The organism is Vibrio comitans, assembly GCA_024346835.1.
Lineage (GTDB): Bacteria > Pseudomonadota > Gammaproteobacteria > Enterobacterales > Vibrionaceae > Vibrio > Vibrio comitans.
Map to the genome: position 1 here is coordinate 730,092 of AP024866.1, position 18,560 is coordinate 748,651.

19 protein-coding genes are annotated in these 18,560 nt (G+C 45.1%); 11 read left to right on the plus strand and 8 right to left on the minus strand.

Annotation, left to right across the window (positions count from 1 at the left end):
- The first annotated feature begins 56 nt into the window (after positions 1–56).
- The 4 genes from tilS to OCU46_RS03450 all read left to right on the plus strand — a co-directional run bounded on the left by tilS (position 57) and on the right by OCU46_RS03450 (position 3,169).
- A complete protein-coding gene (tilS, locus tag OCU46_RS03435) occupies positions 57–1,382 on the plus strand; it encodes a tRNA lysidine(34) synthetase TilS (protein ID WP_141269434.1) in 1,326 nt (441 codons plus the stop codon).
- 12 nt (positions 1,383–1,394) lie between these two features.
- Positions 1,395–1,706: a c-type cytochrome gene (locus OCU46_RS03440; RefSeq protein WP_141269432.1), complete on the plus strand. Its 312-nt coding sequence runs from the start codon at positions 1,395–1,397 to the stop codon at positions 1,704–1,706.
- A gap of 117 nt (positions 1,707–1,823) precedes the next feature.
- On the plus strand, positions 1,824–2,162 hold the full coding sequence (gene glnB, locus OCU46_RS03445) for a nitrogen regulatory protein P-II (RefSeq protein ID WP_119011091.1): 339 nt from the start codon (positions 1,824–1,826) through the stop codon (positions 2,160–2,162).
- Positions 2,163–2,287: 125 nt separating this feature from the next.
- On the plus strand, positions 2,288–3,169 hold the full coding sequence (locus OCU46_RS03450) for an endonuclease/exonuclease/phosphatase family protein (RefSeq protein ID WP_141269430.1): 882 nt from the start codon (positions 2,288–2,290) through the stop codon (positions 3,167–3,169).
- Here OCU46_RS03450 and OCU46_RS03455 read toward each other — a convergent pair.
- On the minus strand, positions 3,159–4,733 hold the full coding sequence (locus OCU46_RS03455) for a LysM peptidoglycan-binding domain-containing protein (RefSeq protein ID WP_141269428.1): 1,575 nt from the start codon (positions 4,731–4,733) through the stop codon (positions 3,159–3,161). The two genes, OCU46_RS03450 and OCU46_RS03455, sit on opposite strands and share 11 nt — an antisense overlap.
- A gap of 116 nt (positions 4,734–4,849) precedes the next feature.
- On the minus strand, positions 4,850–5,608 hold the full coding sequence (gene gloB / locus OCU46_RS03460) for a hydroxyacylglutathione hydrolase (protein ID WP_141269426.1): 759 nt from the start codon (positions 5,606–5,608) through the stop codon (positions 4,850–4,852).
- Between the two features lie 38 nt (positions 5,609–5,646).
- Between gloB and OCU46_RS03465 the strand changes: the two genes are divergently transcribed.
- The gene (locus OCU46_RS03465) at positions 5,647–6,378 is read left to right on the plus strand and encodes a class I SAM-dependent methyltransferase (RefSeq protein WP_141269424.1); all 732 of its coding nucleotides are present in this window, start codon (positions 5,647–5,649) and stop codon (positions 6,376–6,378) included.
- Positions 6,379–6,382: 4 nt separating this feature from the next.
- Here OCU46_RS03465 and rnhA read toward each other — a convergent pair whose 3' ends face one another.
- A complete protein-coding gene (rnhA, locus tag OCU46_RS03470) occupies positions 6,383–6,847 on the minus strand; it encodes a ribonuclease HI (protein ID WP_141269422.1) in 465 nt (154 codons plus the stop codon).
- 57 nt (positions 6,848–6,904) lie between these two features.
- On the opposite strand from rnhA, the gene dnaQ reads away from it, so the two are divergent.
- Entirely contained in the window at positions 6,905–7,627 is a 723-nt protein-coding gene (dnaQ, locus tag OCU46_RS03475; protein ID WP_141269420.1) for a DNA polymerase III subunit epsilon, read from the plus strand.
- 63 nt (positions 7,628–7,690) lie between these two features.
- Here the strand turns inward: dnaQ and fadE are convergent, their stop codons facing one another.
- On the minus strand, positions 7,691–10,144 hold the full coding sequence (gene fadE / locus OCU46_RS03480; RefSeq protein ID WP_141269418.1) for an acyl-CoA dehydrogenase FadE: 2,454 nt from the start codon (positions 10,142–10,144) through the stop codon (positions 7,691–7,693).
- A gap of 278 nt (positions 10,145–10,422) precedes the next feature.
- Between fadE and lpcA the strand changes: the two genes are divergently transcribed.
- Both lpcA and OCU46_RS03490 read left to right on the plus strand, forming a co-directional pair.
- Complete coding sequence (lpcA, locus tag OCU46_RS03485) at positions 10,423–11,004, plus strand: D-sedoheptulose 7-phosphate isomerase (RefSeq protein WP_141269416.1); 582 nt, start codon at positions 10,423–10,425, stop codon at positions 11,002–11,004.
- A 31-nt stretch (positions 11,005–11,035) separates the two neighbouring features.
- Positions 11,036–11,884 carry a class II glutamine amidotransferase gene (locus OCU46_RS03490; protein WP_141269414.1) on the plus strand — a complete coding sequence of 283 codons (849 nt, stop codon included), beginning with the start codon at positions 11,036–11,038 and terminating at the stop codon, positions 11,882–11,884.
- 84 nt (positions 11,885–11,968) lie between these two features.
- Here the strand turns inward: OCU46_RS03490 and purN are convergent, their stop codons facing one another.
- Both purN and purM read right to left on the minus strand, forming a co-directional pair.
- Positions 11,969–12,553, minus strand: a complete 585-nt coding sequence (purN, locus tag OCU46_RS03495; protein WP_141269412.1) for a phosphoribosylglycinamide formyltransferase — start codon at positions 12,551–12,553, stop codon at positions 11,969–11,971.
- Between the two features lie 2 nt (positions 12,554–12,555).
- Positions 12,556–13,596, minus strand: coding sequence for a phosphoribosylformylglycinamidine cyclo-ligase (gene purM, locus OCU46_RS03500; RefSeq protein WP_141269410.1), 1,041 nt, complete (start codon positions 13,594–13,596; stop codon positions 12,556–12,558).
- A gap of 292 nt (positions 13,597–13,888) precedes the next feature.
- On the opposite strand from purM, the gene upp reads away from it, so the two are divergent.
- From upp to OCU46_RS03515, 3 genes are all read left to right on the plus strand, one after another.
- A complete protein-coding gene (gene upp, locus OCU46_RS03505; RefSeq protein WP_141269408.1) occupies positions 13,889–14,515 on the plus strand; it encodes a uracil phosphoribosyltransferase in 627 nt (208 codons plus the stop codon).
- Positions 14,516–14,620: 105 nt separating this feature from the next.
- Positions 14,621–15,814 (plus strand): DUF2066 domain-containing protein, encoded by a 1,194-nt coding sequence (locus OCU46_RS03510; protein ID WP_141269406.1) that lies wholly within the window; start codon positions 14,621–14,623, stop codon positions 15,812–15,814.
- Between the two features lie 255 nt (positions 15,815–16,069).
- Positions 16,070–17,689 carry a glycoside hydrolase family 43 protein gene (locus OCU46_RS03515; RefSeq protein ID WP_141269405.1) on the plus strand — a complete coding sequence of 540 codons (1,620 nt, stop codon included), beginning with the start codon at positions 16,070–16,072 and terminating at the stop codon, positions 17,687–17,689.
- A gap of 80 nt (positions 17,690–17,769) precedes the next feature.
- Here OCU46_RS03515 and OCU46_RS03520 read toward each other — a convergent pair whose 3' ends face one another.
- Positions 17,770–18,207: a DUF2069 domain-containing protein gene (locus tag OCU46_RS03520; RefSeq protein WP_141269403.1), complete on the minus strand. Its 438-nt coding sequence runs from the start codon at positions 18,205–18,207 to the stop codon at positions 17,770–17,772.
- Positions 18,207–18,557 carry an arsenate reductase (glutaredoxin) gene (gene arsC, locus OCU46_RS03525; protein ID WP_141269401.1) on the minus strand — a complete coding sequence of 117 codons (351 nt, stop codon included), beginning with the start codon at positions 18,555–18,557 and terminating at the stop codon, positions 18,207–18,209. Before arsC ends, OCU46_RS03520 begins: the two co-directional genes overlap by 1 nt.
- Between the last annotated feature and the right edge of the window lie 3 nt (positions 18,558–18,560).

Here is an 18,560-nt window from a genome sequence, read left to right on the forward strand (position 1 = left end):
TTTAACTAGCTAGAATGAGCAGTTATTTCGTACGATTGGTATTATTAAGGAACACCGTGAAATCTGTTATTGAAACCTTTTCAGATGTGATAAATGCTAGCCTTGTCGGGGATACTAATCGGCTGGTGCTGGCGTTAAGTGGCGGTCTAGATTCTAGAGTCATGCTGGAATGTTTATCTCATTATCAATTGCAGAATCCAACACTCGAGGTTCGTGCGGTACATGTTCATCATGGGCTGAGTCGTAATGCTGATCACTGGATGGAGCAATGCAGATTGTGGTGTGAAGAGGCCAGAGTCTCTTTTTATGCAGAGTTTGCCAGTCTAGACATTCACAGTAAGCAGAGTCTTGAAGCGCAGGCGAGAGAAGCACGCTATGCCCTGTTGTCTAAACACCTTAATAAGAATGACTTACTTCTTACAGCCCAGCATGCTGACGATCAATTGGAGACGATGCTACTGGCTCTAAAGCGTGGTAGTGGTCCTCGAGGATTAGCTGCCATGGGAATAAAATCCACCTTTGGCGAGGCTATGTTGGTGCGCCCATTTCTATCTTTGAAGAGAGAGGCGCTAGAAGCGTTTGCCAAGCAACAGGCGCTCGAGTGGGTAGAAGATGAAAGTAACCAAGATACGCAGTTTGATCGAAACTTTCTTCGTCACCAGGTGATCCCTGCTTTATCTAAGCGTTGGCCCGAAATACAAGCCAGTGCATTGCGAAGTGCACAGCTCTGCTTTGAACAAGAGCAGTTATTGGATGAGCTTTTAGATCAGCAGTATCAAAGCGTTCTTAATGCAGATAATAGCCTACACGCAGACGCATTAGGCGAGCTATCAGAAGCTATACGCAATCGCTTACTACGACGTTGGTTTGCCGAAAATAGCTTTCCCATGCCAGGAAAGAAAGCTCTGGGATTAATTTATCATGAGGTAATCAAGGCCTCGCAAGATGCCAACCCTAAATTAATTATTGGTAAAGTGAGCGTTAGGCGCTTTCAAAAAAATCTGTTCCTTGTTGAACAAAGCAAGGAGACGCCGTATTGGCAATCCGCTATCGCTATTGATACAGCCACGGAATTACCTAATGATTTAGGGTTTGTAGAGATCAGCAGTCAAAGTGATATTGGCCTACCTGTGCGAGCCCCAAAACCGGACGAAAAAGTGTGGGTTCAGTTTAATCCAGGAGGATTGACTGCCCACCCAGATGAGCGCTCAGGAAGCCGAAAACTAAAAAAACTGTTTCAGGAGTATCAAATTCCACCATGGAAACGATCGCAGACACCTATTTTGATGTATAACGAAGAAGTAGTTGCGGTTGGCGATTCATTTGTATGCAGAGGATACTCGGGCTCAAGTCACCGTTTTTATTGGAAAAAACATAATTAACAAGGAGTAATTATGAAGAAGTCTCTCATTGTTGCAGCTCTATTAACCTCGTTGGTAGGGATAACAGCACAGGCTGCTGATGTTGAAGCAGGTAAAGCAAAAGCAAAAATCTGTGCTGCCTGTCATGGTGCTGACGGCAAGGCAGTTATTGATGGCTACCCTAATTTAAATGGCCAAAATGCTAAATATATTGTGAGTTCTTTGAAAGCGTACAAAGCGAAGCAACGCAATGGTGGTTTGGCGGCTGTTATGCAGGCTCAAGCATCGATGTTAAGCGATCAAGATATGGAGAATCTAGGCGCTTATTATTCTTCGATGAAATAATAGCAACACTTTTTACTCTCTTAAGCTCAAGAATGCACAATTCCTATATGGTAATTTGGTAGAAATCGTTGATAATACTTGGACTTGTCATAGGCTTGACCAAATTAGGGAGTAGGAATGAAAAAGATTGAAGCGATCATTAAACCTTTTAAACTTGATGATGTGCGTGAGGCGCTAGCTGAGGTTGGAATTACAGGGATGACGGTTTCTGAAGTCAAAGGCTTCGGTCGTCAAAAGGGCCACACTGAGCTTTACCGTGGTGCTGAGTACATGGTTGATTTCCTTCCTAAGGTTAAGCTTGAAATTGTTGTATCAGAAGACGTTGCAGCGCAATGCATTGATACAATCGTTGAAACCGCGCAAACAGGTAAGATTGGTGATGGTAAAATCTTCGTGACTGACGTGGAGCGTGTTGTTCGTATCCGCACTGGGGAAGAAGACGAAGACGCGATTTAATCTCGTCGAATAAATACTGTAAGCCCTCGCCATTGTGCGGGGGCTTTTCTTTTCTATGGGGTAGGGAATAGTATAAGGTTATACAACTCAACTTCTCATGGGCTATTAGCTAGGTATCTCCAACTATGACATCACCCTCTAAAAGGTGGCTGCTTGCTCCCGTTATTGCCGTGCTTTTAACTACAGCCGTTCTTGCGATTGAATTTCCTATTAGCGTACCTGATTCCGAACATTTGGTTATGGCGGATGGAATAACCGATACAGAGGCAGAAAGTGCCTTTCAATGTACGGCCTTTGAGCAAAGTGGTAAAGCCATTGATGATGAAGGGCGCATTGATGTGTTGGTTTGGAATATCTACAAGCAAAACAAAGATGATTGGCAATCTGAACTGACCAAGCTACTTAATGGAAAGCAACTGGGGCTTCTGCAAGAAGTCAGCTTTACGGATGAATTTAAGGCTTGGCTATATCAACTGAACTGGGTAGGACAACAAGTGAAAGCCTTTGAGTCATTTGATGTGAGTGCGGGCGTTTTTAATATTACCCAAGTCTATCCTATTCGTGCCTGTGCACAGTTAGATGCTGAGCCATGGATACAGATCCCTAAGTCAGCGTTATTTGCTACTTATCCTCTGTCTAATGGAGAAGTGCTAGCGGTAGGTAACCTGCATGGCATCAACTTTACTTTTGGCACTGAGGCGTACTCAAAGCAGCTAAAACTGTTAGCAAGTAAGCTTGAGCAACATAATGGACCTGTCATTCTTGGCGGAGACTTCAATACGTGGAGTGATGCAAGGCTTGAACAGCTGACACAGATTATGTCGTCGGCGAATCTTGAAGAAGTAGTATTTGAACCCGATCAACGAACAGAGTTCATGGGCGGTCATGTTCTAGACCATATCTATTATCGCGGCTTAAATCTAAAAAAAGCTGAGGCGCCCACTAGTGACGCCTCCGATCATAACCCTATGCTAGCAAGTTTTTCTATTGCAGAGATTAAACGCTAACCTTAGTGACATCGACATATAGCTTGAGCTTTTGTCCTGGCTGTAGATAGCTTGATGTATTCAGGTTGTTCCATTTGATCACGTCGCTAGAGCGCACTTTAAATCGGTTGGCAATCGTACTAATGCTGTCACCACTGCGGACGCTGTAGTAAACGGTGCGCATTACAGCACCTTGTTCACCTTGCTTCCATACCACCAGGTTCTGACCAACACGCAGCGTGTCTTTAGGTGCCATACCATTCCATTTTGCCAATGATTGCACAGAGACATTGTGGTTCTTAGCTATGCTCCAGAAACTCTCACCTGACTTCACTGTATGAGAGACCTTGTAGTCACCTCGATTACGAGATTGAGTTTGCTTTAAACGGTTGTCCGCACTCAAGGCATAGGTACTGTCTGACTGGGTAGAGGTTGGAATCAATAAGTAACGCCCAGCTCTAATATTCGAGTCTGACATGCCGTTGGCATTTTGAATGACCTTTATGGTGGTGTTATGTTTTTGAGCAATAACACCTAAACTATCACCGGACTGAATTTTGTAGCGAACCAGTTTGACACCTTTACCACGATTCTCTTCAACCTTGGCTAAGAATTGTTCTTGTTGCGCTTCAGGGATCAATAATTTTTGTGGCCCTTCAGGAGCAGTAGCCCATTGATTGTAAGCTGGGTTGTAGCTCTGAAGCTCCTTCACTGGTATTCCGGCATATTGCGCGGCAATACCTAGATCAAGCTGCTCTTTCGGGTCAACTTCAACCAGTACGGGCTTATTGGCGATCGCAGGGATATCAACGCCATACTTTTCCTGATTTGCTACGATATCGGCAATTGCCATGAGTTTAGGTACATATGCACTGGTCTCTTGTGGTAACTCAAGAGAGAAAAAATCAGTTGGTTTATTCAAGCGACGATTTTTACGTATCGCGCTGCTAACGCGTCCTCCGCCACTGTTATAAGCAGCAATAGCATGATTCCAGTTGCCGTCAAAACGTTCGTTGAGGTCACTGAGATACTTCAATGCAGCATCAGTAGAAGCCACTACGTCTCTACGACCGTCATACCAGTAGTTTTGTTCAAGGCCATACCATTTACCGGTACCAGGAATGAACTGCCATAACCCTGAAGCACTGCCGTGTGAGTAAGCAAATGCATCGTAAGAACTTTCTACGACAGGCAACAAAGCCAGCTCCATAGGAAGATCTTTTTCTTCAATTTTTTCTACGATCAGATGTAGGAAGGGTTCAGCTCTTTTAGATACGGTTCTTAGGTGGCTAGGGTGTTTGATGTACCAATCGCGGTAATAGGCGACTTTTTTATTGTCCGCCACTGGCAACTCAAGTTGCATCCCAATACGCTTCCAAAGGTCTTGCTGCTGTTGAGCGGTTAGCTCAGATGCTTTCTCGACCTCATCAGTTGGTTGTTTAACTGCATCACTTGGTAGTGTATCTTCAGGTTGGCTTTCTTCTGTTGTTGGAGGGAGCTCTGAGACATCCTTCTCTGTGGGCTGTTGTGGTGCCTGACAGCCTGCAAGTAGCAGAGCCAATATCCAACTGTATTTCAATTTCATTCAAAAAGCCTTCGTGCTATGTAATACCAACCTAAATGTAGAGCTGTTGATTCTTTAACTTCAAGTACAACGAACTAGGTTGGTATGATTCCAAAATTGGGGTTGAGTGTACTGAATTAGAAGCTATCTTTCCATTTACGAAGTGCGGTAAACACGCCTTCAGGGCTAAGATCACTTGTACGATGTGACACAGAATTGACAACCTCTGGGATTTCTACCCTCAAAAAAGGGTTAATCCATTTTTCCTGTTCAATAGTAGTCGGTAATGTTGGTTTTTGGTGAGCTCTAAGCTGATTTACTTTTTCTCTGTAAATTTGTAACTGTGGATTACCGGGTTCAATCGCCATTGCAAATGAGAGGTTACTCGAGGTGTATTCATGAGCACTGTAAACTTCAGTTTCTACGGGTAGAGCCGCCAATTTTTGTAGAGATTGCCACATTTGGGCAGGTGTTCCCTCAAACACGCGGCCACAACCGGCAGAGAAAAGCACATCACCACAGAAGAGTTTGCCATCACCTACGTAACCTACGTGCCCTAGAGTATGTCCAGGCAAGCCTAGGACTAAGAAACGCTCGCCAAATAGGTCTAGTTGCTGCCCTGCATCAACCGAGTGTGTTAGGCCTGCTACAGCGTCATTTTTAGGGCCTACGATCATGGTGTCAGGGAAGGCACGCTTGAGTTCCGATACTCCGCCAATATGGTCAGCATGATGATGGGTGACTAAGATCGTAGTGAGTTCTAGTTGGTGTTCTTTCAGGTAAGACAACACTGGAGTAGCATCACCGGGATCAACAACCGCACACTGTCCTTGCGTATTGTGAATAAGCCAGATGTAATTATCATTAAATGCGGGTATGCTTTTTACGACTAACATTAAGATATTCCTATTGTTTCTGTACGGATGACTGCTGAATGCGACCAGCTCGGATATCACGGAAAATAACTCAGCCCCATTCTTGGGACGACTTGCCTAAACATGTTTGGGTACGCGATGCGATTCAAATGCGTTTGGATGAGTGGTGCCCAAAATTATTTGGCTATCATATGCTTAAGCTTGGTGGACTAAGTTGTGAGATTACCAGTTGCAACTGTAACATTCAGCATCAAATCAACCTAGATATAGTAAACCCAATTCATAGCATCGTAGCCGACGCTTATGATTTACCCTTCCTAGAGAAGAGCATAGACGTTGTTCTGATGGCGCATCAACTAGATTATTGCTTGGATCCGCACCGCTTATTGCGAGAGGTAGACCGTGTGATGATTGATGATGGTTATCTAATACTGACAGGCTTTAATCCCATTAGTTTATCTGGGCTGAATAGCTTGATGCCATGGCGCAAGAAGAACCTGCCTTGGAGCGGGCGAATGTTTACGCCGTATCGAGTTCAGGATTGGCTCAGTGTACTGAATTATCAAGTGGTGCACATGGATAGCTATGGATTGATACCATCGAAAAAGCAACGTGCGATATGGACTTGGATAGAGAATGGGATAGGGGGTTGGAGCACGCCGTTTTGCAGTCAATACTTTATCGTGGCTCGCAAGAGAACGTACCCACTTAAACCAATCAAACCCCACTGGAAACTGAAACGACGCCTTTCTCCAGTGAGGCTAAATTGCCGGGTTAAGCCTGAAGCCTAATGACTTAAGAAGGCTGATACCCTGTATCTTCATCGGTAGGGGTTTCTGCGGCTAGGCGGGCAATCTCGTCACAAATTTCGTTTTCTCTGTGCCCAGCATGACCTTTTACCCATTTCCATTCGACTTGGTGGCGCTGGTTTTCTTTGTCCAGTGCTTGCCATAAATCTGCATTTTTAACAGGCTTTTTGTCCGCTGTTTTCCAGCCACGTTTCTTCCAGTTGTGAATCCACTGAGTAATTCCCTGACGTACATATTGGCTATCAGTGGTAAGTACTACCTGACATGGCTCCTTGAGAAGTTTAAGCCCTTCAACGGCTGCCATCATTTCCATACGGTTGTTGGTCGTCAGTGTGAAGCCTTTGGCTATCTGTTTTTCGTGCTCTTTGTAGCGCATGACGATGCCATAGCCACCTGGACCTGGATTGCCTAAGCAAGATCCATCTGTGAAAATCTCAACCTGTTTATTCATGATTTGATATGATTGTCTGTATAGAGGCCTTCCTATTAGTCTGACACAGTTTTAATTATGAATACTAGTAACAATTCGCGCCGCATAGTGGTGCTCGATACAGAAACCACAGGTATGAACCGTGAAGGCGGTCCTACCTACCTTGGTCACCGAATCATTGAGATCGGTGCTGTAGAGATCGTGAACCGTAAGTTAACGGGGCGCCACTTCCACGTATACATCAAGCCAGACCGTGAGATTCAGCCAGATGCGATTGCGGTTCACGGTATTACTGATGAATTTTTGCGTGATAAACCAGAATACAAAGATATTCATAAAGAGTTCTTGGCGTTTATCGATGGGGCTGAGCTGGTAGCTCATAACGCACCCTTCGATGTCGGCTTTATGGACTATGAATTTAGTAAGCTAGACCCATCTATCGGTAAGACGGAAGACTACTGCAAAATTACTGACTCCTTGGCGATGGCAAAGCGCATGCCGAACATGCCAGCGCGTAAAAACCTCGATTCGTTAGCTAAGCACTTCACCATCGATATTTCAGCGCGTGTATTGCACGGCGCTTTGCTCGATGCCGAGATATTGGCGGATGTGTTCTTGTTTATGACGGGTGGACAGACGGCGATTCAGTTTGGTGGTGATAGCGGTGGAGACGCTGGTGGAGATAGCATTCAACGCGTCGCGTCGGGAAGAGCCCCTTTGAGGGTGATTAAAGCTAGTGATGATGAGCTTGCAGCCCACGCTGAAAGGCTGACGCTTCTTTCTGGCGAGCCAAGCTGGTAATAAACACTTAGATCAAAGAAGCCCTGCGATTACATCGGTCGCAGGGCTTTTGTTTTTTTAGCACTAGGCTTCAGTTTCGCTTAGGACCTGCTGTTGCTTTATTGAGTTAGCTGGCAGTTCTTGTGGGTCAAAGTCATCGACATTGATACTGCGAAGTCGATGTTGCTCTGCTTCTATTAATATCTCAGCCTCTTCTTGACTGATCATATTGGCTTCGAGTCCTTGCTTAGCAATAAGATCTAGTCGCGTGAAAGACTTACGCTGCTCAAGGGCTTTACACACCTTGTCGAAGATAGGTTCAGCCTGCAAGACTACGGTTAGAGCTAGCTCTAATTGACCTTGAACACAGTACTTTGATGGCTCTAGGTATTGGTTACGTCCAAGTCGAGAGCGAGTAGCGCTCGGTGTTTGCAGAATTTTAGCTACCTCGCTATCCAATACGTCTGAAGGCGCTTTACGCACACGCCCAATCGGCATTAATAGCACGCGAAGCTTAAGGCCTATCCATTTCACTGGGAAGTTGACTAAGAAGTCATGCATTGCGGACTCAATCTTAAATAAGCTATCTTGAGCGGTCCAATGTACCAGTGCTAAGTCTTCCTTAGGGCTTCCATCTAACTCAAAGCGCTTGAGCATGGCAGAGCATAGATAAAGCTGTCCAAGCATATCGGCTAAGCGTGCAGATAGACGCTCTTTACGCTTTAAGGAGCCTCCAAGGAACGCCATAGAGATATCAGAAAGAAACGCGAGGTTAGCACTGTAACGGTTAAGCTGTTGATAGTAGCGTTTGGTTTCATCGTTAGTCGGTGCGTCAGAGCCATAACCATCAGTAACCCCAAACACTAAACTACGAGATAAGTTGCTCATAGCAAATCCGACATGGCTGAATAACGCTTTATCAAACTGAGCCAATGCATTGGGAGCATCAGAATAGGCCATTTCCATTTCTTTAAGGATATAAGGGTGACAGCGAATAGCACCTTGCCCATAGATCATCAATGAGCGAGTCAGTATGTTTGCGCCTTCCACGGTTATTGATATAGGTGCACCTTGATAGGCGCGACCTAAGAAGTTGGAAGGGCCGAGCATTACACCCTTACCACCGGCGATGTCCATGGCATCAATCGACGCTCTTTGACCTAGGTGTGTACAGTGATATTTAACGATGGCAGAGATAACAGAGGGCTTGGCACCATTATCAATCGCTCCCATAGTCAGTAGGTTAGCCCCTTCGAGCAAGTACGCACTGCCAGCAATTCTAGCGAGTGGCTCTTCAATCCCTTCCATTCGGCCAATAGGCTGTTTAAATTGGCGGCGAATACGAGCATACGCCCCAATAGCGAGAGCATTGGTCTTGATGCCACCAGTATTGGTTGAAGGTAAAGTAATCGCGCGTCCTACCGATAAACATTCCACTAGCATCTTCCAGCCTTGGCCTGCCATCTCTTGTCCACCAATGATGAAGTCTAGAGGGACAAACAAGTCCTCAGCCTGAGTAGGACCGTTTTGGAAAGGAATGTTTAATGGGAAGTGCCTGCGACCAATTTTAACGCCCTCAAGATTAGTTGGGATCAGGGCGCAGGTGATACCTAGGTCTTCCTTGTCACCCAGTAGGCCATCAGGGTCTCTCAGTTTAAAGGCTAAACCCAGTACGGTGGCCACAGGGGCTAGCGTGATGTAGCGTTTGTTCCAAGTGAGGCGCATACCCAGTACTTTCTTACCCTGCCATTCACCTTCACATACAACGCCAAAATCCGGAATGGCGCCAGCATCTGAACCTGCTTCGGGACTGGTAAGGGCAAAACAAGGGATCTCTTTGCCCATTGCAAGTCTTGGTAGGTAATGGTCTTGTTGCTCCTTGGTACCGTACATTTGCAGTAGCTCACCAGGACCAAGAGAGTTAGGGACACCAACGGTAGAGGCGACCACTATGGATGTTCCCGCCAGTCTTTGTAACACCAGCGCCTGAGCGTAGGCTGAAAATTCAAGACCGCCATATTTCTTCTTGATGATCATGGCAAAGAACTTATGGTCTTTCAGGTATTGCCATACTTCGGGTGGCATATCTGCCATTTCATGAGTTATCTGATAGTCATTGATCATTGAGCAGAGTTCGTTAACTGGCCCATCGAGGAAGGCTTTTTCTTCTGCAGAAAGCTCAGATTTTGGAATGTCTTTTAGAAACTGCCAGTTTGGCTTGCCTTGAAATAGCTCCGCTTCCCACCACGTTGTACCAGCATCAAGTGCCTCTTTTTCGGTTTGAGACATGGGTGGCAACATGCTCTTGAATGAGGCTAAAACCTTTTTGGTGACGGCATTCTGACGCCACTCATCAAATATCATAAAGGCTGTGACAGACAGTAAAATCGCCCAAGCAATGAAGGAGAAACCAGATAGGAGAGAACATATAACCAAGGCTGACGTATTGGCTAGAAACCCCGAAAATAGTGATGTGCGGTGATACAGACAGGTGCCTGACACCACGGTAAGGGTAAGTAGAGCAACAAGTATTTCCATGTAATAAGCATCTCCATTGAGCAGTGATACCTCTTAATAATAGGTAAGAGGTCTAACCAGTTCAAATTAGTATCGCAAATGTTAATTATTTGTAAAGCATTATTGGTGGGGTTTTGTGAGTTGAGTCGCGAGCGGTATCAAAAGTGATTTGTCGGCGAAATAGTAGTCATTGAGCCTATTGAGTTGGAAATCTGCGAGTAAGAGTCTCGACACTGCTAAACTTTTCTTGTTACATTCGTTGCTATAACAATGGCGTTATTAATCAGGAGAGATCTGCCATGTATCATGACCTTATTAAGGGTGAATTAAATGAAGCAGCTACAGTATTAGAGGCATTTCTATCGGATGATGAGAATATTGCTCAGATAGAGAAAGCTGCAAAAACCATTGCGGATTCATTTAAGCTTGGCGGTAAGGTTTTGTCTTGTGGTAACGGTGGCTCTCACTGTGATGCGATGCACTTTGCAGAAGAGTTAACAGGACGATACCGAGAGGACAGACCTGGATACCCTGGTATCGCAATTTCTGATCCTAGCCACCTGTCATGTGTGAGCAACGACTTCGGTTATGAGGCCGTTTTTTCTCGTTATGTAGAAGCTGTAGGCCAGAAGGGTGATGTGTTGTTCGGGCTATCTACGTCAGGTAACTCAGCCAACATATTAAGGGCTATTGAAGCTGCGAAAGCAAAGGGAATGAAAACCATTGCTTTGACCGGTAAAGACGGTGGGCAAATGGCGGGTACAGCCGATGTTGAAGTGCGAGTGCCGCATTTTGGCTATGCGGATCGTATACAAGAGATACATATCAAGATCATCCATATCATCATTCAATTAATTGAAAAAGAGATGGAAACTCAGTAAGGACACTGAGATCTATTAGCAGGAGATTCCTATGTGTGAACTGCTTGGCATGAGCGCTAATGTGCCAACAGATATCTGTTTTAGTTTTACTGGCTTGATTCAGCGTGGGGGGAACACTGGGCCTCACACCGATGGCTGGGGGATTACTTTCTATGAAGGAAAGGGTTTTCGTACCTTTAAAGATCCTAACCCTAGCTGCGATTCAAAGATAGCAGAGCTGGTACAAAGCTATCCGATTAAGAGTTGTGCTGTAGTCAGTCATATTAGACAGGCAAACCGTGGCGCTGTGAATCTAGAAAATACCCACCCATTTACTCGCGAACTGTGGGGTAGGTATTGGACGTTTGCGCATAATGGTCAATTGTCTGATTACCATGAGATGCACACTGGTCGTCACCGCCCTGTAGGAAAGACAGACAGTGAACTTTCTTTTTGCTGGATAATGCATAAATTAGAAGAGCGCTTCCCTGAGCCTCCTCAAGATATGCAGCCCGTGTTTGCTTATATGGTTACACTATGCGATAGCTTAAGAGAATTTGGCGTGTTTAATATGCTGCTTAGTGATGGTGAGTATGTGATGGCGTATTGCACCAACCATCTTTACTACATCACTCGGCGCGCTCCTTTTGGTAAGGCAACTCTTATCGACGAAGATGTAACCATCAACTTCCAGGAAGAAACGACACCAAACGATGTCGTGTCAGTGATTGCAACTCAGCCTCTCACCGACAACGAAACTTGGCACAGATTGAAGCCCGGCGAGTTTACGCTGTTTCAAAACGGCGAGGTGATTGCTGGTAACTCAGATTTACTAGTTGATGTCGCTTATGCGGCAGCAAAGCCTGCAAGTCAGGCGCCCACACAAGCACTAGAGCAATAAATAAAGGCACGGTAACCGTGCCTTTATCGTCAGCCCATTTTGTTTGGACATAAAAAAAGCAGCTGCAAGGCTGCTTTCTAGTTGTTAATTATTCCAGCTTATCTCACCAGAAACTATCTTCCGAACTATGTCAGGATATAGCTGATGTTCTGCTTTTTGCACCTTAGCCATTAGGCTTTCGGCATCATCACTAGCTGTGATAGCAACTTTAACTTGTCCAACAATCGGGCCACTATCGAGTTCAGGAGTGACAAAGTGAACGGTGCTACCGTGCTCTGAATCTCCGGCATCTATAGCTCGCTGGTGGGTGTTAAGCCCTGGATACTTAGGAAGCAGTGAAGGGTGAATGTTGATCATCTTACCTAGGTAGTGCTCAACAAACTCGTCACTGAGAATTCTCATGTAGCCAGCGAGTACCACCAAATCTGGTTGGTACTCGTCGATTTGCTTCATCAGAGCCAAATCAAAACTTAGGCGGTCAGCAAAGTTCTTGTGAGATAAAGCATGGGCTGGAATCGCCGCTGTTCTTGCGCGTTCAAGGCCGTAGGCCTCTTCTTTATTACTAAAGACAGCACAGACTTGACCTTGAATGTCACCATTAGCACAGGCATCAATAATGGCCTGAAGGTTACTTCCGTTTCCAGAGACAAGGACGACGATTCTAGTCATGATTAACGGATCTCTACTTGCTCTTCTTCGCCATTTGCTTCAGCGATTTGACCAATAACCCAAGCGTTTTCGCCTTCTTCATTAAGAAGAGCTACAGCTTGCTGCGCTTGATCTTGAGGTAGAGCAACGATTAGACCAACGCCACAGTTGAATGTGCGGTACATCTCGTGCGTAGTAACGTTACCGTTCTCTTGAAGCCAGTTGAAGATAGTAGGCCAGTTCCAGCTGTTACCATCAATAACCGCTTTAGTACCTTCTGGAAGAACGCGTGGGATGTTTTCCCAGAAACCACCACCTGTAATATGAGAGATAGCGTGGATGTCATGCTTCTCGATCATTTTAAGTGCTGATTTGATGTAGATCTTTGTTGGTTCTAGTAGGTGTTCGCCTAGTGGCTTGCCTTCAAGATCTTGGTTTAGATCTGCATTAGAAACCTCAAGAATCTTACGAACTAGAGAGTAACCGTTTGAGTGTGGACCACTTGAACCTACAGCAATCAAAGCATCACCCGCAGCAACTTTAGTGCCATCGATGATGTCTTCTTTTTCTACAACACCAACACAGAATCCAGCAACATCGTAGTCGTCACCTTCGTACATACCTGGCATTTCTGCAGTTTCACCACCGATAAGTGCACAGCCAGACTGAACACAGCCTTCAGCAATACCAGCAACTACATCAGCAGCAGTGTCTACGTCGAGCTTCCCTGTCGCGTAGTAATCTAGGAAAAATAGAGGCTCAGCACCCTGAACGATAAGATCGTTCACACACATAGCAACTAAATCGATGCCGATGGTGTCGTGCTTTTTCATATCTAGTGCAAGGCGTAATTTAGTGCCAACACCGTCTGTACCCGAAACCAGTACTGGTTGCTTGTATTTGGTTGGCAGTTCGCATAATGCGCCAAAGCCACCAATGCCACCCATGACCTCTGGACGACGTGTGCGCTTTACTGCACCCTTAATTTTGTCAACCAGTGCGTTGCCAGCGTCAATATCTACACCAGCATCTTTGTAGCTAAGAGAAGCCTTGTTACTACTCACGGGAAATTCCTCGTTTAGAAAAGTTAGGGAAGAAAAATCGGCGCTATTCTAACAAGGGATAATCGACAATAGCAAACGTTTGCGCGGTTATTTCTGATTGTTGTTGATTTGAGCCCCTAGATGGTGATTATTTTTGCAATTAGAGGGAGCATTTACATAGATCTACTGGCTCAAAATTTTGATAGTCGTAAATCGCGCTCTTTAATTGTGCCTTGAGGGCAGAGTGACTCGTAACTTGGTGTCGTTTGGGTATATAATTCATAGGTTTGTTGATTTTAGACTGGAGAAAGGCATGAAAGTCGTTGAGGTAAAACACCCTCTTGTGAAACATAAGCTGGGTTTGATGCGCGAAGGGGACATTAGCACAAAGCGTTTTAGAGAGTTAGCTACAGAAGTAGGTAGCCTACTAACATACGAAGCTACAGCAGACTTTGAAACTGAGCGCGTGACGATCAATGGATGGGATGGCCCAGTTGAAATTGACCAAATTAAAGGTAAAAAAGTTACTGTAGTACCAATTTTGCGTGCTGGTCTTGGCATGATGGATGGCGTGTTAGAGCACGTACCTAGCGCAAAGATTAGTGTCGTTGGTGTTTACCGCGATGAAGAAACCCTTGAGCCTGTTCCATACTTCAATAAGCTAGCGTCATGCATTGATGAGCGAATTGCGCTTGTTGTTGACCCTATGCTGGCAACGGGTGGTTCTATGATTGCAACCATCGACCTTCTAAAAGAACAAGGTTGTAAGACAGTTAAAGCACTTGTGCTTGTAGCAGCCCCTGAAGGTATTGAAGCGCTTGAAAAAGCTCACCCAGATATCGAGCTCTACACAGCTGCGATCGATGAGTGCCTGAATGACAAGGGTTACATTGTTCCTGGTCTAGGCGACGCAGGCGACAAGATCTTCGGTACTAAATAATACCCAATAAGCCAACGCGAGTAGGGTGCTTTCTAGTGGCTCTACTTGTTGGTTTTGAAATCTTTGCTTATTATTTTCTAACTACTTCATATTATTGAGTTATTTATGCGATTTTTGGCTTGTATGCTAGCGGCGTTAACGTCTTTTTCTGCGTTTGCAGTCACTAAGGTCAATGTGTTTGATACCGAAGCTGTGGTGATTGAACAGAAGGAAGATGCAAGATATAGCGGTGAAGAGTTGGCTCGTCGCGAAGGCATGAGAGATGTTATCGTTCGAGCAACCGGTGACGCTGCCTCTTTGGATAATGAGGTAGTAAAGAAAGCCATTACTCAAAGTAGCCGCTTTCTTTCAACGATTACTCCGTCTGAAAAAGATGGACAGCCAACCCTAAAAATGTCTTTCAACCCTAAACAAATTCAAGCTTTGCTTGCTCAAGCTGACTTGCCTTATTGGCCTGATGAGCGAGCTCGTTTGCTAGTATGGGTTGTTGAAGATAATGGGTATGATCGCACCATTAGCTGGGAGCAATCTCAAAGAACCTCTATTGAAAACCTAAGATACGTTGCTGCTCAAAAGGGCCTACCGATTACGGTTCCTGTGGGTGATATTGATGATGTAACTAGCATTCAGCCTACTGAGGTGTGGGGTAACTTTACCAAGCAGATTTCCGACAGCAGCCGTCGTTATGAAGTAGATGCTGTGGTTGTTGCGGGTATTACACGAAACGGTAGCCAACAGAATCTGCGCTGGACGTTATATGATGACAAGCCTCAGTTCATTGCTGATGCATCTTTATCTCCAGTAACAGGCGAAGCCTCGGGCACAAACAAGCAAGTGACAGAGACATTTGTTGCCGATCTTGGTCGCTACTACGCTCAAAAGAGTTCGGCAAAGGCCAGTGGAGAGATTGCATCTTCTGTGGTTGTGAACTTTAACGGAGTAGCTGAAGCCCAGTCATTCTTTAATATTGAGCGTATGCTAGAAAACCTACCAAGCGTAGCGTCAGTCGAACTTATGCATGTAATGGGTGGCTCGGTTGATTTTCGTGTGAACCTTATTACTGATAAAGCGGACTTTGAGCGACAGCTTCTACGTAGCAACAAGGTAAGTAAGGTTGAAGTTGCTGTAGAGCCTGCTACTGAATCACAGATTGAATCGACTTTAGATGCACCACAGTCAGGTGCTGAATCGACATCTGTTGAGAGCACAGGGACACAAGCCTCTGAAGAAGCGAAGCCTATGGACGAAGAGTCCGTGGAGCCTCAACCTGAAATACTGATGTATGAATGGCAGTCTTAGAATAAACCGATAATAATGCGTTTTTTGATAAGCCAGTAGCCTTGCTACTGGCTTTTTTCTTGCTCAAGGCAGTTCTCATTCAGGGAATTGATTTTTGAACCTTCATCGTCAATCTCTGATTGTTTCGTTTTTTTACTTCCCACTTCTGTTTTTTTTCTTATCTAACCGCAATCCCATCAAAATTTTCTTACACAGAATATTATAAGTACCAATTGTTACCGGTAACTTAATGATTCTGAGAGAAGAGAATTCGAAATGATTAGTAATCCAATTATTAAAGGTTTTCATCCTGATCCATGTGTTTGTCGTGCGGGAGAGGACTACTACATTGCAACTTCAACTTTTGAGTGGTTTCCGGGTGTTCGGATATTTCACTCTAAGGATTTAAAAAACTGGAAGTTGGCTTCCATGCCTTTGGATACCGTTGAAAAACTAGACATGAAAGGCAACCCTGATTCCGGTGGTATCTGGGCTCCGGCGCTGAGCTATGCTGACGGTAAGTTTTGGCTACTTTACACCGATGTGAAAGTGATAGATGCACCTTGGAAAAATGGTCGCAATTACTTAGTCATAGCCGAACAGATAGAGGGCCCATGGAGTGATCCAATTCCTATGGGAAATGGTGGCTTTGACCCTTCATTATTCCATGCTGATGATGGTAAAAAGTATTACGTTTATCGTACTTGGGGGCCAAGAAATCATAGCGACCCCATCAATGAGATAGTGGTGCAAGAGTACGATGTGGCATCACGAAAATTAGTTAGTGATAGGCAATCCATATTCGGTGGTACGAACCTAAAGTACACAGAAGCACCTCACCTGTATAAGAAAGATGGTTACTACTACCTTCTTACCGCAGAGGGCGGCACAAGCTTTGAACACCATGTGACTGTGGCTCGCTCTAAACACCTAATGGGACCGTACGAGGTTTCTCCGCACGGAGCATTACTATCCACATGGCATACTCCAGATAACCCACTGCAAAAAGCAGGTCATGGTTCCTTGGTCGAAACCCCAGATGGAGAATGGTTCATTACTTACCTAGTGAGCCGCCCGTTAAAATTTGCGGGTAGACCAAGGCTGGCAAGGTGGGGACGAGGTGCATGCTCTCTAGGAAGAGAAACGGGCATTGACCGTATTGAATGGAAAGATGGCTGGCCAGCCGTAGTAGGTGGAAAGCATGCGAAACTAGAAATACCCGCATTGAATCTTACCGCGGTATCTCCTGCCGAGAGTGAGTCTGTGTATGACGATTTCTCTGCAGAGTCTTTGCAGGGCCATTGGCAAACGCTAAGGGTTCCCTTTACCGAATCTATGGGGAGTTTGTATGAAAGGCAGGGGTATTTGCGCTTACGTGGCAATGATAGTTTGCTGTCGACATTTGAACAGTCAACGGTAGCGACTCGTTGGCGTCACCATGATTTTATTGCTTCAACCAAGCTTGAGTTTGATCCGACAAACTTCCAGCAGTCAGCGGGCTTATGCTGTTACTACAACACCAGTAATTGGACTTACTTAGCGGTTGAGTTTGATGAGGAGCGTATGCGCCGCTGCATACGAGTGATGCAAGTAGACAAACAAGCGGCAAGTTTTCATTTCTATGATGATGAATCCATAGAGATCCCAGATGATGTACGCAGCATTTGGTTTAGCGTGAATGTCGAGGGTCTGACTTATCAATACAGTTACTCATTTGATGGTAAGGTGTGGCAAACGCTATCTTTAGTGCTTGATGCTTGGCGTTTGTCAGATGACTACATTGATGGAAGAGGCTTCTTTACGGGCGCCTTTGTAGGGCTTCACTGCGCTGATATCAGTGGATTTGGTTGTCATGCTGACTTTGAAGAGTTTAGCTACGAGCCAACTGCTGGGTAGTTAGCCTAGTTGCCTACTAGACCTTCTGATAAAAGGCCCTAGCAATTGATAGGGCCTTGTTCTGCGATTTTAACTGGAAGCTAGCGACCAAAACGCTCTTGTTCTTCTTGTTTATATTCAGAAAGCTTCTTGAGTTTTAATCCCAATTCTCTTCCTCGCAATCGGCTATACAGTGTATTACCGATAAACGCGATACTGGTTAATAGCACTTCGACAATAGCTAGCATTCTTTCGCCTTCATCAACATAGACCAAGGTGAGCGAGTGTAGGAAATAGAGCAGAAGCACGAAGTTTGCCCAAGCAAAAGTATAGGGCTTTTGCTGTAATATCCCTTTAATGGGAAAGAGCAAAGGCAACGCCCAAGCAATGGTCAAAAACCACGGGCTAAATTCCAGTGGCGGAGATATTAGGCTATGCCAAAGTATAACCCAAGCTAAAAGCGCAAAGTGCCCTGTTTGAGCTACTCGTAACCATAATCTTGTGTTTGGCGCCATTTCAGCTGGGGATGTGGTTGGCATTATAGGATCTCTAGAACCTGCTGAGGCGGACGACCGTGTCGAGCCTTGCCATTCGCAATCACGATTGGGCGCTCGATAAGCTTGCGGTTTTCAAGCATAGCGTTAAATAGCTCTTGCTCTGTTAGTGCTTCATCACCAAGATTCAGCTCTTTATAAATCGCTTCCTTGGTGCGCATCATTGCACGTACGTTAGGCAGGCCAAGCTGAGCATATAGGCCTTGTAGCGTTTCAAGGTTTAAATCAGCATCTAGATAAAGCACAACCTCTGGAGTAACGCCATTTTCTTCTAATAGTGCAAGTGTTTCTCTGCTCTTAGAGCAGCGAGGGTTGTGATAAATGACAACAGACATGAA

Coding starts and splice junctions, on each gene's coding strand:
- rnhA (WP_141269422.1), bottom strand. CDS start 6,847: ATGAATAAACAGGTTGAGATTTTCACAGATGGATCTTGCTTAGGCAAT.
- fadE (WP_141269418.1), bottom strand. CDS start 10,144: ATGGAAATACTTGTTGCTCTACTTACCCTTACCGTGGTGTCAGGCACC.
- OCU46_RS03515 (WP_141269405.1), top strand. CDS start 16,070: ATGATTAGTAATCCAATTATTAAAGGTTTTCATCCTGATCCATGTGTT.
- arsC (WP_141269401.1), bottom strand. CDS start 18,557: ATGTCTGTTGTCATTTATCACAACCCTCGCTGCTCTAAGAGCAGAGAA.
- dnaQ (WP_141269420.1), top strand. CDS start 6,905: ATGAATACTAGTAACAATTCGCGCCGCATAGTGGTGCTCGATACAGAA.
- upp (WP_141269408.1), top strand. CDS start 13,889: ATGAAAGTCGTTGAGGTAAAACACCCTCTTGTGAAACATAAGCTGGGT.
- gloB (WP_141269426.1), bottom strand. CDS start 5,608: ATGTTAGTCGTAAAAAGCATACCCGCATTTAATGATAATTACATCTGG.
- OCU46_RS03455 (WP_141269428.1), bottom strand. CDS start 4,733: ATGAAATTGAAATACAGTTGGATATTGGCTCTGCTACTTGCAGGCTGT.
- purN (WP_141269412.1), bottom strand. CDS start 12,553: ATGACTAGAATCGTCGTCCTTGTCTCTGGAAACGGAAGTAACCTTCAG.
- glnB (WP_119011091.1), top strand. CDS start 1,824: ATGAAAAAGATTGAAGCGATCATTAAACCTTTTAAACTTGATGATGTG.
- OCU46_RS03510 (WP_141269406.1), top strand. CDS start 14,621: ATGCGATTTTTGGCTTGTATGCTAGCGGCGTTAACGTCTTTTTCTGCG.
- OCU46_RS03520 (WP_141269403.1), bottom strand. CDS start 18,207: ATGCCAACCACATCCCCAGCTGAAATGGCGCCAAACACAAGATTATGG.
- OCU46_RS03465 (WP_141269424.1), top strand. CDS start 5,647: ATGCGACCAGCTCGGATATCACGGAAAATAACTCAGCCCCATTCTTGG.
- OCU46_RS03450 (WP_141269430.1), top strand. CDS start 2,288: ATGACATCACCCTCTAAAAGGTGGCTGCTTGCTCCCGTTATTGCCGTG.
- lpcA (WP_141269416.1), top strand. CDS start 10,423: ATGTATCATGACCTTATTAAGGGTGAATTAAATGAAGCAGCTACAGTA.
- OCU46_RS03440 (WP_141269432.1), top strand. CDS start 1,395: ATGAAGAAGTCTCTCATTGTTGCAGCTCTATTAACCTCGTTGGTAGGG.
- OCU46_RS03490 (WP_141269414.1), top strand. CDS start 11,036: ATGTGTGAACTGCTTGGCATGAGCGCTAATGTGCCAACAGATATCTGT.